Here is a 15,993-nt window from a genome sequence, read left to right on the forward strand (position 1 = left end):
CGCTGATTACGTGATTGTGGACGCTCCTGGCGCTCTCGGCGGAGCCTTCGGGGCGACGGTCGCAACGATCGAGTTGGCCTTGGTGCCTGCCGGCGCGACGGTGTTGGATGTGCGCGGTGCCGCTGAAACGGTCGGTATCATTCGGCGGCATCGCAAGGCGGCAGGCCGGCAGCGCCCCGATATCATGTTGGTGCCAAGCCGGATCGATCGCCGTACAGGCGCGGGTAGGGATGCCATGGGGACGCTGGCGGGCCTCACGGAGCCCGTGGCGCCCGCGATCTCATATCGGGCTGTAGTGGCGGACAGCCTCGCTACAGGCGAGGCCGTGGGCGCGGATACGCCATCAGGACAGGAATTTGCGGCATTGGCCGATGCCGTGCTGACACGCCTAGGAGACAAGGAATGAGCAAGCGATCCACGGCTGCGGAAGGCATTGCGAGGCAAGCAGCGAAGTTTGCGCTGGACAACGACGCGGAGACCACATCAGAGCTGGAAACCAGGTCTGAAGAGGCGTCGCCGCCCTCTACGAAGAAGCTCGACGGACGCACATTGCAGGCGACGGGGCGTACTCATCAGTTTGCTACCCGGATCAAGGCTGAGACGCATCAGAAGATGTTAGAGATCGTTCAACGGGAGAAAGCAGAGGGTCAGCATCGGTTCACCCTTGCTGAGCTGATTGAGCTGGCAGTGGATGCCTATGAAAGCAACAGAAAGAACAGACATTAACTAATCCGCAAATTATCAGGGAAGCACAAATGGAACGCCTTTCATATTCGGATTTCAAAAAGCTTTTTTTGATTGAAATTGCCTTGACTTCAGAAGGGGACACGAGCAAATCATTTAATCCTGGAAAAATTGCATCAAATATTGAAGGAAAATTTCCTAACAGTTGGATAAAGGAAGCCGAACAGGATCTAAAACTTAGTCAGTACTGTGATGGAAGGACATGGTTGAATGGGTCAACCGTTAGCATTACAGGAAGAGGTCTTGAAGAAGTAGAAGATTATCTAGCCCAGTTTGGCTTTGGCGAATTAAATGAAGAAATCTCTAAACGTGATGCTGAAGCGCAGAAATCAAATGAAGAAACATCTGAGCATGAAGAAAACGCCTATATAATAAAAATTGATAGAACTGATGAAAAATTCAAGCAAATTGATGCTCAAGTCGCAAATATAATCAAAGAACTTAAAAATAATAATTCTGTCATGTCTGAATATGGCGCCATTGGAAGTCAGAGAATTGCCGAAATAGAGGCTGGAAGAGTATTAATGCAGGCAGAACAAGTAAATATAAATTTATTAGAAAGGGTTTTAGTTGACTCGCTTAAATGGTTTATGCAAAAAATTAAAGACGAAGGCGTTAAAACAATCATAAATCAAGCAATTCTGGCGCTACTATTACATTTTTCTTTAAAAACTTGAATGCTTGAGCAGAGCTTGTAGCCATTGAATTTATACTAAATCCTCGGGTAATATTATGTGTAGATCTGCGGCATTTTAGATAACAATAGCCTTTTTCTTTTTTATTTTAGGTCAAACCAAACGTTATATACTTCTGATTTACGCTCACATGTTATGAAAAACACAGGATTGCTCGGAGAACCCTTTGATCCTGACTTAGTTACGAGCCCATTAAAACTTCCACAGTCAGCATTTTCCTTAATCAAGTTATTTATCTTACTGACTATTTTAGCTTTAAATTTATTTGTGTCTGTATCCCAAATTATATCCTTCTCACCAAAGACTCTCTGGCCTGAGGAGTTACGCTTTATCTCTCCAAGATATTTCGTTGGCGCCCACCCAACTACTTCGCTAAGCCAATCGGGAGTTACTATTTGTACTTGACTCCATTCTTCAGTCTTACATAATTCTTTCACAGTAGTTGAAATATCTATCCCATGAAAGTGATCTTTCTTAAGTATATTTGTTGCTTTAGAATTTAATATCCGGCCAGCGTTCTGATCAGGCTTCGATCGCAATTCATATGTGTTGTTAACAGAGAGGACTTTATCCGAACCTTCAGCATAGCCGGAACACTTTGAAGTGATAGGAACAGATTTATTTTTTTCTATATTATCACTGTTCTCAAATTTATTGTCTGGTGATCTAGAAAATACAACTACGGAGCCTATAAAAAGCGCTATTATGCAAATAATAAGTATGTTAGTTGTCATACCACTATTATTTTTCTGTTCCATGAATAATATTCCTATTCGACTATCTATGATAATTACTCATTAAGTATATCGTGGGACTTCAGTTTAGTCCCTGCGCTTTGAAGCTGCTGCGCATCTTCTCAAAGCCGGCTAGAACCTCTGAGCAGGGTGGGGCGCCACGACCATCCTTTTGTAGATCGCCGCCCTGCGTGAAGGCATAGTTCCCTGCCTCATCGGCAGCCGCACTCTTACTGGTAAAGACAGCGACCATCGATGCGGTCGCGTTCATCGCCTTCAGAATCTCATTCTCAGGTGCTCCGCATACGAGAGCCTGCCCAATCATTGCACGCATCATGATCGCAGCTTGAGCTTGCTGGCTCGTTCCAACGGGGATGCGCGCAACGATGCGTGACGCGGTTTCGGCTCTATGATCTCGCGTCAACTCTGGGATGACGATTGCTAGAACAAAGAGCGCGACCAGAAGCCCGGCGAGCACCAAGACCGAGATTCGGATGAATCGCATCATTTTATATCCGCTTCCCTCTGTTGGGCGAACCTCAGCATCGGGCACGACACCTCACGGGTCTGCCATTCTCGTTCCCGGCTGCCCTTCGAATGGGTTGTAGAGGCCGCTGACGGTCTTTGTCTAAGCTCTGAGTATTCGTGCTGGTCGAGAATTTGACCCCACCCCTTGGGGCTGTAGCAGCACGGGTCAGCCGCATCCACGCGAGCCACTCCCGGCTCTCGATCTGCACGACGTTGGAGAGGTTACGCCATGCCGAGGCGCGACGCTCACGAATAGCGAGCAGACCCAGTTCGCGAGCGCGGCGTAGAGCAGCCTTCACAGTGGACCGGGACACGCCTGCGACAGCGGCAATGGCCTCGATGTGCAAGCGGCAGTCCCCCCGCTTCCCTACCTCCACCGTGACGACGGCGAGGACAGCGGTTTCGGCAAGGGTGAACTGAGCAGCGAGCTGAGGCGGGAGCCGGCCGGCAGCGGCCCAACGGCGCCGACGCTCCATGCTCGCATCCGATCGAGGCCGAGAGCCAACCCTTGCGCGGGGAGCATGACCTGGCGTGACCATGCTGGCCTTGGCCCGCGCATCGATCATAGCTGAGAGCGCCTCGGCTTCTGCCTCTGTGACGCTACCGGCAGCGAAGGCCGACCAGAGCAGCCGGTTGATCTCGGGCAACCCTTCGCGCGGCGCGGCCTCGACGGCCTGCCGTATCTGTTGTGCAAACACGTTTCGCCCCTCATGGGGCCGCTTCAGACAAAGCGATATCGTCGGGAAAACTCGCGTTTTCCCTTGACGGCTCATGGCCGCTTATGCGATTTTGAGGACTGCAACGTGCCTCAAAAACACATCGATTTCAGAGAGCCCTCCGATCCTTGCCGGGATTTGGGGGCTCTCTCTCGTTTTGGGCGTCAGCGGCTCGTTACGTTGATCTCCAGGCGCACCTGCGCCGAATTGTTAACCGTGGCGGGTTGAGCCGAGTCGGTCAACCTCAGACACGCTACCTTCGCGTCAAGCGAAAGTCTTATGGCAGCCTGAGGCAGTTTCTCAGCGAACGAGCGCATCAGGGATCGGCTCGCAGGTCGCCCACTCGACGCGGGACTCGAAGCCGTAATGCTGCACGATGCACAGGCCCAGGTCCGGATGCATTCCGACCGTCATGTCCTCGACGCCTTTGACGAAGCGAGCCTTCACGTCGAGCGCCGGCCACAAACTGGCGTGTTCATCCATCTCAAGAAACTGCACGTACATAACTGCTCTAACAGGAAAGATAGCAGCTAGATAGTAGCATCATATGCTGCTTGGTCTCCCTCTCATTCACAGGGTAGAAAAGCAAGCGATGTAAATCAAGTTTCTCGTTTAAGATCAGTCAGTTGTGACTGATCTTGTCTTCGCGAAGCCGGGTCCGAAGACGCTCATGCAGCTCTCGCGCTGCCGCTTTCAGACTTCCCGTGCCCGCGATGACACTCTGTCCGACCACCTTCCGAGCTGCCGCAAGGTTGCGCTCGCCGTACCGGCTCCATCCGTCACTGTCCCATACAAGGCCGAGATGGGCCTGCTTCTCCGCATGACCGGCCTTCCACTCTCCACCAGCCTTTCGGCACGCCCGCCCAATGGCTTCGAGGTGGTCGTCATTCGCCGCGATCATGCCGTGGAGATGCGGACGGCCGGTGCGTGTCACGTCCACCCCGAACACAAACGGCAGAGGATGCCCTACCGCGGCAACGATCTCTCGGTGCAGCCTCTTCTGCATCCAAGGCGCAAAGCCGCTGTGCGACGAAGCTAGGCCACGGGAGACCACATCCGGAGACAGGTTGAGGGTGAAGGCGCGTGCCGTCCCGTGATCTCCGAGCGCGACAGCCCGATTGCAGGCCGTCAGCTTCCCCGTGTCGCCGGTCCTCTTCCAGTCCGGAGGCAGGCGGGTGTCACGGGCGTCCTGCGCCTCTCTGCGCTTCGTCGCCTTGGACTTCGGGTGCGGGTTGTCGTTGCAGGCGCTTGGGTGGTCGTCGTTGTCAGGCAGGGGGAGAGAGGATGAGGGCGGGAGGGGGTTACTACTGAAGTCCCCTCGACGTGCAGCTACCTCCTGCCGGAAGTAAGGCGCTGTGCGATCACGGTTTCTCCGGTCGCGGGAGGCTGAAGTGCGGGGCCGGAAATTTTCCGTTTGGCCCACTTTCGACGGTGCGCGCCTCAGCACATGCGCGGGCAACTCAAGCTCGATTACATCGCTGTCGTCGTTGCCGGCAGCGGGATGTGAGAAGGCGTCACGCAAGCGCGTGCGACCCTCAATCACAGCATTCATATAGTCGTTGATGGTGGGATGATGACCTAATCGCCGAATATAAGCGATTTTCTCTTGCACCAACTCTTGCAGCTTCGGCCGCATGATCTTATACTAATCCTTAGTGATGACTTGTGGCATTGTCATTTCTCCGATCTCTACGAGGGCTACCCATTGTGACGGTGGGTAGCCCTCATCGTTTAGAGGCTCAATCGATCTGCCGCCTTGGTGATCTGACGGGCGAAGTCGCGAGCCATGCCGGCGGTCATGCTGAACTGCTCATCGATCTCCATCTCATCACAGACCAGCTTGCCGACGATGCCCCGCCCCTTCCGAGCGACAATCAGACGGTACGCATCGCCTTCGTTAAGCTTCACGACGTTGCCCCGCCCGTCCTTCATGCCGTTGGCCGCGTGCAAGAACAGCTCGGCGACCACACGGGCGTAAGTGGGATGAAGCGCAGGCAGGCCGGCATTGCCGATCACGAGGCAGACGTTCCCGTGCCCGGTATGGACCTCAAAGCCCGGCAGCGCGTCAGGCAGGCGCCCCGCCTTGATCTCTTCGTGGATCAGATGCTCGACGGCCTCGGTGACCGTGCATTCGCGCGTGGTCGCGATCGCGCGAAGCTGAAGGGCACGAGCCTCAGGTATCTTAATGAGGGTAGTAGGTGCAGACACAACGAACTCCTAAATGACCAATGGCGATTTCAAATAGTATACCATTAGCTCATTTTTGGAACAAGAGTAGAACAAATGAAATTCGTAAAGTCCGCAGCCTTGGCAATCGCCTTTCTATCATTTGTTAGTCAAGCAAATGCTTTAAGCCGCGAAGAGCATATAAAAATACGCCTCAAGCATTGCGAGAGATATCTCGACGTTGAAGCCGATCAATTAGCAAGTTATGGCATATCTATACCAAGGACTAACTACTGTTTTTGCGTAGCTAAAGGCTAAGTTGACAGACTATCAGTAAATCTTTTAGACATATTACAGTTTGAAACAGTTGACGAATACGCGGAATTTAGAAAACTGACTCCGGCTGAGGTAAAGCCAACACTTGAGAAAGCGTATTCACTTACGAGGGACACACGACGTGCAGCAAAGAAGTATTGTGTCGACCTTTTAGGAACATCTGAACCTAGCAGATAGCGGTGTCGGCCGCGCGCCTGAGGAGGCTCAAGAGGCGCGGCCGACGCTCGACCGTTACAGGCCACGATCCGAGTGGGCCTAACCGCTGGCGCTTGCCCGACAGCGATCTAAGACCATGTTAGCGAAAGCAGCACCCTCAGTCAGCCATCTCATCGAGAAGTGCCTGAAGGTCGTCGTCCACGGGCTGCGGCTTTACAGAAGCATCACGAAGCCTTGCAACAACGGCGGCAGCAGCGGCAGCGCGCTCCTTCGCGTGCAGGGCGTACTGTTCGTCTTCCCACTTATAAAAATCCTCTAAAGTAGGTGCAGTACCTTCAACAACGTCGATAGGAACGCGACGAAGACGTCGTACTGATGAACCGTACATATGCCTTACTCGATAAATGGCAAGCGTACGATTTTCGTCTTCAATCTTGATATAGTGAGACCATCCGCAGCATCCAGAACCGTAGAGGTGATCTGATAATAACACGTAGTGCTTCGTCTTCGAGAGGACAGGAGTTTCATCACCTCCTGACTCGGCCCAATTTAAAAGTGCCTTGCCCTCAATTAACTGCCGAGCACCGTCCCGGCGAGCTTGTCGGTTGTATGCCATTGCGATCCGCTCCTGACTGTTAGGCCAGGACGGCGATCGCCCTAGCTCAGGGGCTATAGCGATTTTGGGTCGGCGTTTACGTCGAATGCCGCCAAAAAATTTTCACCCATTTGGACGGATTAGTGAATAAATCTGACGTTTGGTCCCCAGCCGCTTCCATGTTTGCGCGCTGGCAATGAAAGGCGCACGGTAAACTATCGCTGGCTTCGATCCCTGGCAGCCAGTGCCCGAGAGATGTGTGGGCTCCCGCCTCTCCAGCGCGTGGAGTGTGCCTATGGCACGCTACTTCTTCGATATTCACGACGGTGGCCTGCATCAGTTCGATGACCACGGCAGCGAGTTCGCCACCTTAGACGAGGTGCGCCAGCAGGCGATGCGACTGCTTCCCGACATTGCACGAGACCACGCGCTGCATGATGGCGACCGGCTCGCCTACACCGTGGTCGTGTGCGACGAGGATCACCATCCGGTCTATTCGGCGACCCTGTCGCTTGTAGGGGGCTGGCTGATCCGCTGAAGCCTGCCGCTAGCAAGGCGCTCTAAGTGTCAGGTTTTACCCTTAGCCCTGTGGCGATGCCCCTAAGAGCGTCGGGACCGCTATGCCACTCACATCGCTCGGAGGCGAATTTCAACTCTCTCCGCTCGAAGAATGATGAGCGTTTTTACGGAAGCCTGAGCGGTCGCCAAGATTTCAGCGAGCCCGGCGGCATCAGCAGTCAGTCCCGCAATAATGGCCGCATGGCCAGCCGCCGCTAATTCGTGTTCGGCAATCATACGATCCAAGACGTAGAGCCGGTTCTCAACGGGAAATCTCATTACTGACTCCTCACTGCTGGCCTTGGATACGTTCCTCTTAATCAACCGTCAGATACGGCATCCATTTTTGACCAAGCTTAACCGTTAGCAGGTTCCTTCGTGGAGCGGTGTAAAATTTCGGGGCGGGTACCACCGGCTTATGTTGCCGGAATGCCACGAGGGGGTGGGGGTGTCGCCGATTAGTAACAGCAGCAATATTGTCGCTTATTAGCTGCAATCTGGCTCGTTTCTTGTCGTTCAATCCATGGCGGCTGTCACTCTTGCAACCTGAGTCGCACTCCACGCTCCACCCCTCGCTGTCTTAATCCCGCGCGCCGTCAGCGCCTTGGCGATCCCTTCGAGAGTGCTGATCCCAGCGTTGCGTATCTCCTCTATCGCAGGACGGACGTTCGCCTTCCGCGCCTCTGCCTGCTCTGAGTAGGCAGCGCGCGCTACGCCGTGGTGCTCGCCTCCCCCGATGCGTTTGCCGCGCTTCTTCGCCTCTGCCAGCGCAGCCTTTGTACGAGCCGAGATCATGCTAGCCTCGTGCTCTGCGACAGCGGCGAGGATGTGTAATGTGAGGCGATTAGCCTGCGGGAAGTCGCAGGCAACGAACTCCACGCCACCATCCATCATGCTCGCGATGAAGCTGACGTTGCGCGCGAGGCGATCGAGCTTGGCGATCACCAGCACGGCCTTGTGCTTCTTAGCGCAGGCCAGCGCAGCAGCGAGCTGAGGCCGATCGTTGCGCTTGCCGCTCTCGATCTCGGTGAACTCGCCGACGATCTCAGCACCCCGCACATGCGCCGCGACTGCCGCGCGCTGTGCGTCGAGGCCAAGGCCAGATGCACCTTGCTTCTGAGTGCTAACGCGGAAGTAGGAGACAAATCTCATGTCGCTGTGCCTGCCAGGGTGACAAACACAATCTGCATCGGACGTTGAAGAATGTAAATCGCTATCTTGCTGCTAGACGACAGCTATCAATCAGCTTTCGTATGTCCCGAGGACGGCAGCGGCGTGAGCATCGATCAGGCGAGCGTCACGCTTCGTCACATCACGGCTCTTCGACGCCATGCCGAGCTTGATGAGGGTGGCACCAAGGGCAGCAGCGTTTCGCCGGTAGTTCTCCTGATCGATCTCATCGCCCTTCATGACCACGGCCTCGTCCCGCTCGCAGAGATAGGCGAGGGTCGCGGCGCGGCGCAGCATCATGGCCTCGGACGGGCTGACATGATCGCCCATCTGCATCGCAAGATCAGCAAGAGACGATCGCCAGCGGCGTGCAGTGATGCTACGCTGATCTACACGCTCACCATCAATCACTAAGTCAGATGCACCGACAATCTCAGCGATATCCTTTTTCGTTACGCGATTTTTAGTTGTCATAATTTCATCCTAGTTTTTCATAAGTCATTGTATCATGAGGATAATTTTTGATGAATTTATCTTTGCCATGTTGAGCGACGTCTAAGGGTGCAACTAATCATTATAGGCTAGAAAATATGGGCAATCATGTGGGACATACACCAAAAGATAAAGATGCAGAGATAGAAAAGCTTCAAAAAGAAAACGCTACCCTTCTGATTAAGATCGATAATTTAAATCGGCATCTAACTGCTCTGCGGACCCGATTAAAAAGCGTCACGGGAAATGAGGGTGAAGATCTCTTGGCCGGCCTATTGATAGGCGACCTGACTGTAGGAAACAAATCTTTTGATTTTATAGGAAATGATGGATTGAAATATGAAATAAAGACATCAAAACTTGGGGTACCGATGATAGGCGCCAATACTAAGCGATGGACATGGTCTAAAATATTTGGGATGAGTCGTAAGAAAGAATTCGATTGGATTGTTCTTGTTGGAGAAAAAGACGAAAGATTTGCTGATCATTACACCGACAAGGAATCTGACGTTGTTTGTTTCATTATTTCATATGAAACAGCTATAGAGCTGATAGATAAAAACAATACAATTCAACTCACATCGAACCCAAACACAGCCTCTAAGTCAAAATCAAGCGTCTTGTTTACAAACGGACAAATGAGTAGGAAAGAGATATTAGATAAGTTTTCTTGAACGCAAATGATTTTCTATACTAATTTAGGCCCTGTCTTAGCTCAACTCTGCATCGGCAGTTAATCTCCAAGGGCGGATGCAGACGCGGGCCAAAAGAGGTGACGAATGGCTCATCAATCCCCACGCCGTTCGGGTTGAGGGCGGACACCTCGCGGTGGGCGTGGCGAACCTTTTCGTCTCCCACGTCATGCCAGTAGCGACGCCATTCGGAGCCAAGATCACGGTTCTCCACGGCCTGACGCCACGATGAGTGTTCGCCCGCGTTCGTGGCTGTGACGGCACCGGAGGTAGCAATCGAGCCCGCACGAACCTTCAGCAGGGTCCGACGCTGATGGGCCACGAGGGCGTCCACCTGGTTCTGATCGAGGGTGCCGCTTGCTGCTTCGATCACGCTCCGCTGTGAGGCGTTGAGGTAGCGCAGGACGTGGGCCGGAAGCTCTGCGACAACCAGCAGCTCGCGGCGGAAGCCGATACGGCTCAACGGCTGTGGCTGACGTGCCATGGTGTTCTCTAACGCAGCCCGGAACGCCGTCAGGTTCGCACCCTGTGTGGGACTGAGACCGATGATCTCGCGCACAAGGATCGCCTTGTCGCCGGCCTGTGCAGGTACGCCGCCGATCAGCACGGTGCCGGCGATGGCAGCGGACAGCATCGTGGTCCGGAACGCGGCCTGTGCCATGGCCTTTGCCGTGTCGCTCACGATGGAGCGCATGAAGCCAGCGACGGCAGAAGATCGAGCGGCGACGGCCGTAGACGCCATGGGATCGAAGGTTAGCCCTAGGCGATCGGCTGCGAGGATGCCCGACTGAGCGAAGGCACGCGCAAAAATGTCCTGCACCGGGCGCAGGCGATCGGCGACGTAGGCCCCTAGAACCTCCTCATCCCCGCGTTCGATCGCTCCGATGAGGGACGGCACGTCCATGTTGGTGCTGATGTCCTCGATCGCGTCGAGGAAGGCGGTTTCGATCTCAAGCTCGATCTCGTCCGCGAGCATGACGATAGGATCGCTCACAGCACCACCTCAAGCGAGTGAGCAGAGTCCGACAGGAAGGGTGCAAGGTGCTGCCGCACAGCGAAGGGCACCGGGTCGGGCGACGCTGCGCGATAGCTGATCTGAAGGTCGCCGACGCGCTTCTGTGAGACAGCAGGCGCGGGCTCGGTCGCGCTCGGCTTCGTCAGGAGATGGAGGGCGAATTCGCAGGTCGCTGCCTTCACCGCGTCTGGAACGGCATCAGGGGATGGGATGCGCCCTTCGCGATCACGGACCCGGATGCGAGGCCATGCAAGGCGCTGCTCTCGACTGGCGATCATGCCATTGAAGCCCAGGCGATCCAGGGAAGCGGTAGCAGCGAGGAGCGCGTTCACACGATGCTGCGAGCTAGCTGCTTCCCAGCCGCTAGAATTAAGGCACTCAGAGAAGTAGGCATCCGCCTCGTCTAGAGCGACGTAGGCGTTCGTGCCGATGATGAGGGGCATGGATCAGCCGAAAAATACGTGGGCGTGAGAGGGGCCGGCTTCGTCTGTCAGCAGCTCGGCAGTGAGGATCGGAGGCGTCGTTCCGTCCGGAAGCGTCAGGGCATCCTGAAGCCCAATCATGGGTGTGCCTGCGATCCAGACTTCACCGCGGGAAACGACGCCCTCGCCGTTCGCTCCACGTACCAGACGGGCGCGATAGAGGACGCGAGCGCGATAGGGCGTCGCTGGTCCAGAGATCGGCTCACCCTGTCGGTTGAAGCCTGCCGCCGGGGCATGATGCACGGTGGCGCTGAAGAGGTCGGCAAGGTCGTTGAGCATCGCGGAAGCCTTTGGGACGTGCCAGTGGCACGCCCCGGATCAGGAGAGGTTTAGGCTGCCTTCACGCCCTTCAGGCGAGCGACGGCGCGTGGGTGCTTGATGGCAAGGCCGCTGTACCATTCGGTACGGGTCCGATAGGCCGGCTTGGCTTCGATCTCGCCCAGGTCGCGGACGCTGATCGGGGCGGTCTGGATGCCCTGAAGAGCGTCGGGACCGAACCGGACGGCGTAGAGCGAGGTGGTGTTGACCGCCGTGCCGTGCGTCTCGGTGAAGGGCAGGATGTCGTTGCCGTCCGCGCCTTCCTCAATCGGGAGGAGGGGCACGCCGTTATGCGTGATCGCCGGCCGTCCGAAGTTCTCCACCATGATCGTCTCGGCCGTGTTGCCCCCGGCCGTGCGGAGCAGAGCGCGGTAGTCGCGAATGAGCCGCTTGTTGAGGAAGATCGCCGACGTGGCGCCCGACACAGCGTCAGTCAGCTCGTCCAGCATGGCGAAGCTCAGGGTGCTGCCGTTGGTGCCAGCCGAGATGACCTGATCGCCCGTCACCCGCACGTTGAGGCCGTCGAACGCCTTAGCGTTGTCGTTGGTGTCGCCGTGGAAGAAGGTCTTGAGCCATTCGAGCGTGAGGGCCTTGGCCTTCATGCTGTCGTGGACGGCGCGGGTGTCGTTGTTACCGGTCCCCATGGCGATCTGCGCCACGTCATAGTCGCTGTCGCCACCGATGATCGTCAGCTTCTCGGTGAGCGGGTTCACGATGCCGGTGGACTCGACGTAGCCCTCGTTAAAGCCACGGAAGGCGATGCCGGGAAGCGCGGCCTCACGGTTGTAGGTATAGGCGTTGCCAGCGATGTTCATGAACGGCAGCAAGGCCAGAACGGGGTTGTTCTCGGCGAAAATCTGAACGACGCCAGACGCCAAAGGCGTCGGGTTGAGCTTCGCCCATTCGGTGATCGTCAGCATGATGGTGTTCCTTACTTGCGGTAGCCGGCCGCCATGCGGGCGACGGGCGGGAGGGATGAGAAGTCGATGGTGATCGGGGTGACGGTCGGCTTGCCCTGGTCGGTGGTCGGGACCACAACAGGGGCAGGCGGCGTGGTCTTCAGCGCCTCGATCTCCGCGCGCATGGCGGTGACCGTGGCGATCAGCTCGGCCACAGGATTGGGAGTGACCGGCGGCACGGGAGCCGGGACTGGCTCGGGTGCGGTGATGGGCGCAGGGTCGGCAGGCGTGGTCATGATCGGTCCTAAAGAGGCTGGAGAAGTTCGGCGGTTTCGTCCTTCCGACGCCGCAGCTCGCGCATCGCGTCCTCGCGGGTCGGGAAGCCGTCAGGATTTTCGGAGCGCAGCACGTCGGCCGGCGACCACACGCCCATGTCGAGGCGGGCGCGGGCGTTGGTCAGGCGTTCGGTCTCACTGATCGGGTCCTGAAGCTCGGCGAAGTCCACGCTCAGCGTCGCGTCGGCCGGGATGGTGCCAGGGGCGTGCGTGTTCACGACGACCTTCAGCACCTCCCAAAGGCGAGCCTCATAGGTCCGCCATAGGGCGATATCGTCCAGGCGAGCTTCCTTGAGATCGATCTGCTCGACGTGCTTGGCCGCGCCGCTCTCAGAGCTGCGATCGAGATCGAACACGTCGGCCGACACATCGTTAGCGCCGGCCGTCTGCCGCATCAGGAATTCGATAGCCTGAAGGATGTCCTTGATCGGGGCATTCGGGGTGGCGAAGCCGAAGCTCCCGCCTTCCGGAAGGCTGATGACGCGCTCGGGGCCGATGCGCATGGCGTCTGGGGAGCTGACGCCCGACGCCCACGGCTGTCCGTGGGCCTGCATCTCGACAGCACGCCAGAGGTTCGACAGAGCGACGTTGATCGCCTCCTGCGCCTCGATCAGGTCGTCCCCGCCGGGGAGCCAAAAGGCGTCGTCGGGATAGCGATCGAACAGGGGTACGAATGGCACCACGCCATACGGGTTCACGCTGCCGGGGTTGCCCTCGACGTAAAGGGGCACGCCCCGGTAATCGCGATGGAAGTAGCTGGTGCGGGTCCAGTCGGAATAGGTGGTGTCAGCCTCGCGTGCGGCGCGATGGGTGACGATGATCCGCTCCGGGTTCTCCGGATCGGGTGCCATCACGTCGAGGATGTTCGGAGTGACGACGGCAAGGGTAGCGCGGGTGCCGTTCCAGCCGACGCGGAGGGCACACGTCTTAAGGAGCTTGGTAAGGCGCGAGGCGCGCTTCAGGATCACGTCGGCATTGATGGCCCGGTAGAGGGCGTCACCGGCTTCCTGATCGAGGCCGTGAAAAGTGCGGCGCGGCTGAAGCCGGTAGAGATTGGCGCGCTTGTTGACGATCTTTTTGACGACGTTGACCTGAAAGACGCGAAAGGTCTCAGGGCGTGACCACTTCTGAGCGATCAGCGCCAACGTGTCGTCGGACTGCTGATCGGCATAGAAGCGCATCCACTTGTCGGCCCGCTGCTTACGCGCGGACGACGCATGGATGAGGTTCATCACGGGATCGTTGCTGGAAAATCGGCCGAACACGTCTTGTCACTATCTAGCAGCTACCTGTCATAATTCTAACAGCTATATAGGAACAAACAAGCAACTTCTGGATCGCTTACCGCCTGCTCTGCTACAAATCTCTCTCACTGAGCGCAAACAAAAGGGCACCCCGTTACCGAGGTGCCCTTCCGTTTAAAACAGTCGAGAGAAGAGCATCACAATCGAAGCCACTTGATGCAAGCTGCATCCGAGTGCCAGACGGTAAGACTTTCCGCTCGGCTGACTGGCTTCGAGGTAGAAAAACACGCTCATGCGAGTTTCCTATCTCTATGTGCGAGGGTCCCTTACGGTAGTCGCCTTCGCACCCTAGGCCAGCGTTGAGGATTTTTTTTCCTGTAGTCCGGTCGGTGATCCTCAAACACGCTGCGACTAGTTCTTCGGCCACACTCAGAAGCACGGCCATACTGGATATCTAGGAACGCATATGGGACGTTCAAGAGACGGCGGAGCGCACGATGCAAAGTTTTTGCTATCATCGCGGCATTGTATGCGCGCCGACGTTCACGACCTTGCCGGCCACGAATTCTTCAAACCCTACAGGCGCTAGCGGACCTCGCCCAAGGTAGCCGCGATAGAGAGTGCGAGCTGCGAGCATGGACCGGCATGAGCCGGCGCAAGGCGGTACTAGCTCGCCGCCATTGAGAATGCAGAGAGCAGGCGCAGGACCGGCGCCATAACAGTGGATGCCCTGAAGCTCGTAGGGGTTCAGCTCTACGTCCCGCAGCGCGTAGACAGCCCACAGGAGGCTGTAGACGTGATCGTCGTGGTAGCCCTTCGCTGCCTCAAAGCGCGGCGTTCCGGAGGCTCCTAGCTGGTATTCGAGCATCCCCATCTCACCGAGCAAGGCGCCGAACTGCGGAGCGATATGCAGGCGTCCCTCAGCGGCAGCGTTGTAGAGAGCCGTGAAAGCGTTGGCCTGCCTGTCTGCTGTCGGGCTGATGACCTCGTGATTGAACGTCTGGTCGGAACACCAAGCTGCGATGTCCTGGCTGTTGTAGTGCTCGATCGCAGCGCGGCTCATGCCATGGTCGGTGCGGTAGCGCGTGAGAGCGCGTCGGATGCCTGCTGCCGAGCTGAAGGCGATCTTGTCGCTAGCTAGCACGTAGTAGTGCGCATCCTCGCCAATCAGCACCTTCAGAACGCACGTTGCGACCGTGGCGTCGCCATGAAGGCTGAAGCCATAAGCGCGATCGAGGCCGGCGCCGACGATGTGAGCTGCACCACCCGTGATGCTCACTACGTCAGGCCGGTAGCTGTCCCGGCATCTGTCGAGGATGGGAGGTGGGAAGAGGCTGGTCGTAGAGCTGCCCCATAGGTTGAGATGCTGTTGTGAGAACTCGGCCGGGAGCATCTGAGCAGCACGGCTTCGGAGCCCCTTCACGGAAATCCAGTGAGGCGCCCGAGCGCAGGCGTCTTCAAGGTCGCGGTAGGCGATGTGGCTGTAGTAGAGCGCCGGGTCTGCGCCCCGCTCGTGGAGCCCGTAAAGGCCATAGAGCGGCGAGCTGCGCGATCCCACGGTGCTATCGACCAGCACCAAGCCGTCGTCGGTGTCGATCGTGGCAGAGGCGAGCGCCTGATAGGCTGCGTCAGAGGTAGCAGCGTGCAGTTCTGATACCTGCGCGATCGAGAGCTTCTTGCCGAACAAGGCGGCAGGGTTCGATGGGAACCCTGCGATGACATTGCTGAGTGCGGGATACTCGATCCGGTCAGCGGCGATCGTGATCTTGCCGGCTTTCACAAGCTCGGCCGCATAGGGCGTCTCGCGCAACACGTCCCGGACGATCTTGAAGGCGGTATCGACAGTCTGCTTCTCGGAGTTAGCGACCATCGCTACGTTTTGCGTGTTCCGGGACATGAAACGCCACGCGATGATGAGTGCGGCGGCGAGCGTCTTGCCATGGCGGCGAGGCCAACAGAGCACGATGGTGCGATAATCGCCGTCGAGCGCCTTGGTCAGCTCGATCCGCTCCAGAGGACCGGGCACATAGGGCTCAAAGCCGCCCTTGGACGATGGGACCATGGGGCGAACGTCATCAAGCCATTGGAAGAAGCCCTTTGAACCGCTCCTCCAGAGCC

At 56.9% G+C, this 15,993-nt stretch carries 21 protein-coding genes; 5 read left to right on the forward strand and 16 right to left on the reverse strand.

Going from position 1 to position 15,993, the window contains the following annotated elements:
* The 3 genes from ACYQOP_RS27440 to ACYQOP_RS27450 all read left to right on the forward strand — a co-directional run.
* Positions 1-406, forward strand: a 406-nt coding sequence (locus tag ACYQOP_RS27440) for a P-loop NTPase family protein (protein ID WP_461225828.1), incomplete at its 5' end; no start/stop codon positions are given.
* Positions 403-726: a hypothetical protein gene (locus tag ACYQOP_RS27445; RefSeq protein WP_461225830.1), complete on the forward strand. Its 324-nt coding sequence runs from the start codon at positions 403-405 to the stop codon at positions 724-726. The genes ACYQOP_RS27440 and ACYQOP_RS27445, both read left to right, overlap by 4 nt.
* Before the next feature lie 29 nt (positions 727-755).
* On the forward strand, positions 756-1,421 hold the full coding sequence (locus tag ACYQOP_RS27450) for a hypothetical protein (RefSeq protein WP_461225832.1): 666 nt from the start codon (positions 756-758) through the stop codon (positions 1,419-1,421).
* Between the two features lie 101 nt (positions 1,422-1,522).
* Here ACYQOP_RS27450 and ACYQOP_RS27455 read toward each other — a convergent pair whose 3' ends face one another.
* From ACYQOP_RS27455 to ACYQOP_RS27480, 6 genes are all read right to left on the reverse strand, one after another.
* Positions 1,523-2,197: a hypothetical protein gene (locus ACYQOP_RS27455; protein WP_461225833.1), complete on the reverse strand. Its 675-nt coding sequence runs from the start codon at positions 2,195-2,197 to the stop codon at positions 1,523-1,525.
* Between the two features lie 58 nt (positions 2,198-2,255).
* The gene (locus ACYQOP_RS27460) at positions 2,256-2,681 is read right to left on the reverse strand and encodes a hypothetical protein (RefSeq protein ID WP_461225835.1); all 426 of its coding nucleotides are present in this window, start codon (positions 2,679-2,681) and stop codon (positions 2,256-2,258) included.
* Positions 2,682-3,717: 1,036 nt separating this feature from the next.
* Positions 3,718-3,915 (reverse strand): hypothetical protein, encoded by a 198-nt coding sequence (locus ACYQOP_RS27465; protein WP_461225837.1) that lies wholly within the window; start codon positions 3,913-3,915, stop codon positions 3,718-3,720.
* A 124-nt stretch (positions 3,916-4,039) separates the two neighbouring features.
* Positions 4,040-5,053, reverse strand: coding sequence for a hypothetical protein (locus ACYQOP_RS27470; protein WP_461225839.1), 1,014 nt, complete (start codon positions 5,051-5,053; stop codon positions 4,040-4,042).
* Between the two features lie 95 nt (positions 5,054-5,148).
* A complete protein-coding gene (locus ACYQOP_RS27475; RefSeq protein ID WP_461225841.1) occupies positions 5,149-5,625 on the reverse strand; it encodes a hypothetical protein in 477 nt (158 codons plus the stop codon).
* Positions 5,626-6,232: 607 nt separating this feature from the next.
* On the reverse strand, positions 6,233-6,691 hold the full coding sequence (locus ACYQOP_RS27480; RefSeq protein WP_461225843.1) for a hypothetical protein: 459 nt from the start codon (positions 6,689-6,691) through the stop codon (positions 6,233-6,235).
* Between the two features lie 274 nt (positions 6,692-6,965).
* On the opposite strand from ACYQOP_RS27480, the gene ACYQOP_RS27485 reads away from it, so the two are divergent.
* The gene (locus tag ACYQOP_RS27485; RefSeq protein WP_461225845.1) at positions 6,966-7,208 is read left to right on the forward strand and encodes a DUF6894 family protein; all 243 of its coding nucleotides are present in this window, start codon (positions 6,966-6,968) and stop codon (positions 7,206-7,208) included.
* Between the two features lie 89 nt (positions 7,209-7,297).
* Here the strand turns inward: ACYQOP_RS27485 and ACYQOP_RS27490 are convergent, their stop codons facing one another.
* The 3 genes from ACYQOP_RS27490 to ACYQOP_RS27500 all read right to left on the reverse strand — a co-directional run bounded on the left by ACYQOP_RS27490 (position 7,298) and on the right by ACYQOP_RS27500 (position 8,872).
* On the reverse strand, positions 7,298-7,507 hold the full coding sequence (locus tag ACYQOP_RS27490; RefSeq protein ID WP_461225847.1) for a hypothetical protein: 210 nt from the start codon (positions 7,505-7,507) through the stop codon (positions 7,298-7,300).
* A gap of 237 nt (positions 7,508-7,744) precedes the next feature.
* Complete coding sequence (locus ACYQOP_RS27495; RefSeq protein WP_461225849.1) at positions 7,745-8,380, reverse strand: recombinase family protein; 636 nt, start codon at positions 8,378-8,380, stop codon at positions 7,745-7,747.
* A gap of 90 nt (positions 8,381-8,470) precedes the next feature.
* Positions 8,471-8,872: a hypothetical protein gene (locus ACYQOP_RS27500; protein WP_461225851.1), complete on the reverse strand. Its 402-nt coding sequence runs from the start codon at positions 8,870-8,872 to the stop codon at positions 8,471-8,473.
* Between the two features lie 116 nt (positions 8,873-8,988).
* On the opposite strand from ACYQOP_RS27500, the gene ACYQOP_RS27505 reads away from it, so the two are divergent.
* Positions 8,989-9,564, forward strand: a complete 576-nt coding sequence (locus ACYQOP_RS27505; protein ID WP_461225852.1) for a hypothetical protein — start codon at positions 8,989-8,991, stop codon at positions 9,562-9,564.
* A 19-nt stretch (positions 9,565-9,583) separates the two neighbouring features.
* Here ACYQOP_RS27505 and ACYQOP_RS27510 read toward each other — a convergent pair whose 3' ends face one another.
* The 7 genes from ACYQOP_RS27510 to ACYQOP_RS27540 all read right to left on the reverse strand — a co-directional run bounded on the left by ACYQOP_RS27510 (position 9,584) and on the right by ACYQOP_RS27540 (position 15,937).
* Positions 9,584-10,576: a phage minor head protein gene (locus tag ACYQOP_RS27510; protein WP_461225854.1), complete on the reverse strand. Its 993-nt coding sequence runs from the start codon at positions 10,574-10,576 to the stop codon at positions 9,584-9,586.
* The gene (locus ACYQOP_RS27515; RefSeq protein WP_461225856.1) at positions 10,573-11,040 is read right to left on the reverse strand and encodes a DnaT-like ssDNA-binding protein; all 468 of its coding nucleotides are present in this window, start codon (positions 11,038-11,040) and stop codon (positions 10,573-10,575) included. Before ACYQOP_RS27515 ends, ACYQOP_RS27510 begins: the two co-directional genes overlap by 4 nt.
* Before the next feature lie 3 nt (positions 11,041-11,043).
* Entirely contained in the window at positions 11,044-11,358 is a 315-nt protein-coding gene (locus tag ACYQOP_RS27520; RefSeq protein WP_461225858.1) for a hypothetical protein, read from the reverse strand.
* A 50-nt stretch (positions 11,359-11,408) separates the two neighbouring features.
* Complete coding sequence (locus tag ACYQOP_RS27525) at positions 11,409-12,317, reverse strand: major capsid protein (protein WP_461225860.1); 909 nt, start codon at positions 12,315-12,317, stop codon at positions 11,409-11,411.
* A gap of 11 nt (positions 12,318-12,328) precedes the next feature.
* Positions 12,329-12,592 (reverse strand): hypothetical protein, encoded by a 264-nt coding sequence (locus ACYQOP_RS27530; protein WP_461225862.1) that lies wholly within the window; start codon positions 12,590-12,592, stop codon positions 12,329-12,331.
* A gap of 8 nt (positions 12,593-12,600) precedes the next feature.
* Complete coding sequence (locus ACYQOP_RS27535) at positions 12,601-13,863, reverse strand: hypothetical protein (protein WP_461225864.1); 1,263 nt, start codon at positions 13,861-13,863, stop codon at positions 12,601-12,603.
* 526 nt (positions 13,864-14,389) lie between these two features.
* Positions 14,390-15,937 carry a terminase large subunit domain-containing protein gene (locus ACYQOP_RS27540; RefSeq protein ID WP_461225866.1) on the reverse strand — a complete coding sequence of 516 codons (1,548 nt, stop codon included), beginning with the start codon at positions 15,935-15,937 and terminating at the stop codon, positions 14,390-14,392.
* Positions 15,938-15,993 lie beyond the last annotated feature (56 nt).

The organism is Methylobacterium sp. CM6247 (assembly GCF_054817925.1).

What these genes read in the sequence shown, in the direction of transcription:
- ACYQOP_RS27445 (WP_461225830.1), top strand. Translation starts at nt 403, where the DNA reads ATGAGCAAGCGATCCACGGCTGCGGAAGGCATTGCGAGGCAAGCAGCG.
- ACYQOP_RS27450 (WP_461225832.1), top strand. Translation starts at nt 756, where the DNA reads ATGGAACGCCTTTCATATTCGGATTTCAAAAAGCTTTTTTTGATTGAA.
- ACYQOP_RS27455 (WP_461225833.1), bottom strand. Translation starts at nt 2,197, where the DNA reads ATGGAACAGAAAAATAATAGTGGTATGACAACTAACATACTTATTATT.
- ACYQOP_RS27460 (WP_461225835.1), bottom strand. Translation starts at nt 2,681, where the DNA reads ATGATGCGATTCATCCGAATCTCGGTCTTGGTGCTCGCCGGGCTTCTG.
- ACYQOP_RS27470 (WP_461225839.1), bottom strand. Translation starts at nt 5,053, where the DNA reads ATGCGGCCGAAGCTGCAAGAGTTGGTGCAAGAGAAAATCGCTTATATT.
- ACYQOP_RS27480 (WP_461225843.1), bottom strand. Translation starts at nt 6,691, where the DNA reads ATGGCATACAACCGACAAGCTCGCCGGGACGGTGCTCGGCAGTTAATT.
- ACYQOP_RS27485 (WP_461225845.1), top strand. Translation starts at nt 6,966, where the DNA reads ATGGCACGCTACTTCTTCGATATTCACGACGGTGGCCTGCATCAGTTC.
- ACYQOP_RS27490 (WP_461225847.1), bottom strand. Translation starts at nt 7,507, where the DNA reads ATGAGATTTCCCGTTGAGAACCGGCTCTACGTCTTGGATCGTATGATT.
- ACYQOP_RS27495 (WP_461225849.1), bottom strand. Translation starts at nt 8,380, where the DNA reads ATGAGATTTGTCTCCTACTTCCGCGTTAGCACTCAGAAGCAAGGTGCA.
- ACYQOP_RS27500 (WP_461225851.1), bottom strand. Translation starts at nt 8,872, where the DNA reads ATGACAACTAAAAATCGCGTAACGAAAAAGGATATCGCTGAGATTGTC.
- ACYQOP_RS27505 (WP_461225852.1), top strand. Translation starts at nt 8,989, where the DNA reads ATGGGCAATCATGTGGGACATACACCAAAAGATAAAGATGCAGAGATA.
- ACYQOP_RS27515 (WP_461225856.1), bottom strand. Translation starts at nt 11,040, where the DNA reads ATGCCCCTCATCATCGGCACGAACGCCTACGTCGCTCTAGACGAGGCG.
- ACYQOP_RS27520 (WP_461225858.1), bottom strand. Translation starts at nt 11,358, where the DNA reads ATGCTCAACGACCTTGCCGACCTCTTCAGCGCCACCGTGCATCATGCC.
- ACYQOP_RS27525 (WP_461225860.1), bottom strand. Translation starts at nt 12,317, where the DNA reads ATGCTGACGATCACCGAATGGGCGAAGCTCAACCCGACGCCTTTGGCG.
- ACYQOP_RS27530 (WP_461225862.1), bottom strand. Translation starts at nt 12,592, where the DNA reads ATGACCACGCCTGCCGACCCTGCGCCCATCACCGCACCCGAGCCAGTC.
- ACYQOP_RS27535 (WP_461225864.1), bottom strand. Translation starts at nt 13,863, where the DNA reads ATGAACCTCATCCATGCGTCGTCCGCGCGTAAGCAGCGGGCCGACAAG.
- ACYQOP_RS27540 (WP_461225866.1), bottom strand. Translation starts at nt 15,937, where the DNA reads ATGGTCCCATCGTCCAAGGGCGGCTTTGAGCCCTATGTGCCCGGTCCT.